Annotated in this window: 4 protein-coding genes; 2 read left to right on the forward strand and 2 right to left on the reverse strand. The window is 60.7% G+C overall.

Annotation, left to right across the window (positions count from 1 at the left end; translation table 11 throughout):
* Together VIW95_RS14350 and msrB are read left to right on the forward strand one after the other, a co-directional pair.
* Positions 1-697: sulfate/molybdate ABC transporter ATP-binding protein (locus VIW95_RS14350; RefSeq protein WP_331587706.1), on the forward strand; the 697-nt coding region annotated here is incomplete at its 5' end.
* 58 nt (positions 698-755) lie between these two features.
* A complete protein-coding gene (msrB, locus tag VIW95_RS14355) occupies positions 756-1,418 on the forward strand; it encodes a peptide-methionine (R)-S-oxide reductase MsrB (RefSeq protein WP_331587708.1) in 663 nt (220 codons plus the stop codon).
* Positions 1,419-1,470: 52 nt separating this feature from the next.
* On the opposite strand, the gene VIW95_RS14360 is transcribed toward msrB, so the two are convergent.
* Both VIW95_RS14360 and VIW95_RS14365 read right to left on the reverse strand, forming a co-directional pair.
* On the reverse strand, positions 1,471-1,917 hold the full coding sequence (locus tag VIW95_RS14360) for a Zn-ribbon domain-containing OB-fold protein (RefSeq protein WP_331587710.1): 447 nt from the start codon (positions 1,915-1,917) through the stop codon (positions 1,471-1,473).
* A gap of 5 nt (positions 1,918-1,922) precedes the next feature.
* A partial coding sequence (locus VIW95_RS14365) for a thiolase C-terminal domain-containing protein (protein ID WP_414645298.1) occupies positions 1,923-2,560 on the reverse strand: 638 nt, incomplete at its 5' end.

A 2,560-nucleotide genomic window follows, 5' to 3' on the forward strand; every position in this document is an offset into this window, starting at 1 on the left:
CGACTTCCTTGCCGATCGCTACCCGTCGCAGCTCTCTGGCGGGCAGCGCCAGCGCGTCGCACTGGCACGCACGCTCGCTGTCGAGCCGAAAGTCCTTTTACTCGACGAGCCGTTCGGCGCACTCGACGCCAAGGTGCGGCAGGAACTTCGCCGATGGCTGCGGCGGCTCCACGACGAAATCAAAATTACCAGCGTCTTCGTCACGCACGATCAGGAAGAGGCGCTCGAGCTCGCCAACCGGATCGTCGTGATGAACCAGGGGCATATCGAGCAGATCGGCACTGCCGAGGAAGTTTATCACCATCCGTCCAACGCGTTCGTGTACAACTTTCTGGGGAACGTGAACCTGTTCCATGGCCGAATTGAAAACGGCCGCGTGTTTCTCGGCGACACTGCGGTGGAGCTCGAAAACACTCACGCGCACGCGCATCCCGACGAGAACGGCAAGGCGGTCCTCTACGTGCGGCCGCATCTGCTGGAAATCGTGATGCGTCCCAACGGCAAGCAGACGTTCCCTGCGACCGTGAAGTCGATCAACCCGGCCGGCCCGCAGGTCAAAGTAGAGCTGGTCGCCGAGTGGGGCGACATGGTGCAGGTGGAGATCAGCCACGAGCGTTACGAGGTGCTGCACCTGGAGACGGGAGCGCACGTGTATCTGAAGCCCAAAGAACAGAAGCTGTTTGTGTATCAGATCTAGCGCTGCGGTCAGGCCCGGTGGGAACCGCGCGGTCCTCGAAGCTGTTTTCTAATATGCAATGATCAACACAACGGAACGGAAGTCGGCGGAAAAGAATAGTAAGTCGAATAGTCAGAACGCGCGCATCATCGGGCGGCGCGCATTTGTTGCCGCGATTGCTGCGATACCTGCGATAATTGCGTTCGGTTACGCTGAGAAGAGCGTCAACGTCAGCGCGGCGGGTGATTCGCCGGATTCGGGTTCGTCGGGTATAGTCAAAGTATCGATCGTAGAGTTCACCGATACCGGCAAGAGAAAGGGACTCGTGATGGTAGATAAAGTTGTCAAGACGGACGAGGAATGGCGCAAGGAGCTGACCCCGGAGCAGTTCGAGGTCGCGCGCAAAAAGGGTACCGAGCGGCCGTTCCAGAACCTATACGCAGAGAATCACGACAAGGGTCTCTATCGATGCATCTGCTGCGGCAACGCGCTGTTCAGCTCCGACACCAAGTTCGAATCGGGGACCGGATGGCCGAGCTTCTATCAGCCGATCGCGCCGGAAAACGTCAAGACGGAAACCGACCGCTCACTTTTCATGAAGCGGACCGAGGTGATGTGCGCGCAATGCGACGCGCATCTCGGCCACGTGTTCGACGACGGTCCGCGGCCGACGGGGTTGCGATATTGCATGAATTCGGCGTCGCTGAAGTTTATCAAGGGTGACGAATCGGAAAAGACCTGACCTCTCCCCTAGCCCCTCTCCCTTCTGGAGAGGGGACGAACTCCGAGCCAAGTTACGCCAGCTTCCACTGAATCAAAGTGAAGCCTTCGGGGTGGTCTTCGAAGACGGCTTCCACCGGGGCGTCGAAGGGGACCTCGCGGGTTGGGTCGCCTAGCAGGTTGCCGACCATTCTTATGTTGGCGGCGTCTGGGAGTTCTACAACTACTACGAGATAGGGGCAGGCGGATTTCAGTGCGGGATGGGCGGGGTGCCAGACGCGCTCCCAGCTATAGACGCGGCCGCGGCCGGATGCGCGATGCCATCCGAGGTCGAGCGCGTGGCATTTGTGGCAGATCCATTCGGGGCCGAATTGGAAGGTGCCGCATGAATTGCATTTCTGGACGACTAGCTCGTGACGCTTGGCCGCGTCCCAGAATTCGCGATCCAATCCGTCGCGGGTCGCTTCCGGCGCCGGCATTCCGGCGGGCAGGTAGGTTTTGGTTTTTTCGTCGTTCGCCATCGCATTCACCGGCGGAGAATCAGGTCGCTCACCGGCGCGACCATCGGGCCCGACACGACCATCGAGATTTCGGCGTCCTTCACCTGGCAGGTTGAAGTGCCGCGCACCTGGCGCGCTGCTTCGATGATCAGCTCGAGTCCGTGCATGTAGCACTCGGCCAGGTTTCCGCCGCTGGTGTTGATCGGCAGCTTGCCGTTGGGCGCGGTCAGATTTTCGAAGGTGCAGAAGTCCATCACTTCGTCGGGATGGCAGAAGCCGTGCTCGACAATACGGGTCATCACGGCGCCGGTGAAATTTTCGTACACCTGGGCGACATCGACGTCCTTGGGCTCGATTCCCGCCATCGCGTATAGGCGCGGCGCGAGGGTCTTGAAGTTGGAGGTCGCGTAGTCTGGGCCGTTCTCTGCCGCCGCGCCTTGACGGAAGTCGGAGCCCTGCGCCGAGGCCATGACGTATGCGGGCTTCTGCTTGAGATCGCGCGCGCGCTCGGCGCTGGTGACGATCACGGCCGCGGCGCCGTCGTTCTCGAGGCAGCAATCGTAAAGATGAAACGGCTCGACGATCCATCGCGACTCGTCGTAGGCCTGGCGCGTCAGCGGGCGGCCGTACATTATCGCGCGCGGATTGGATTGGGCGTGGTGAT

The organism is Binatus sp. (SeqCode), from assembly GCF_036522015.1.
Taxonomy (GTDB): domain Bacteria; phylum Desulfobacterota; class Binatia; order Binatales; family Binataceae; genus Binatus.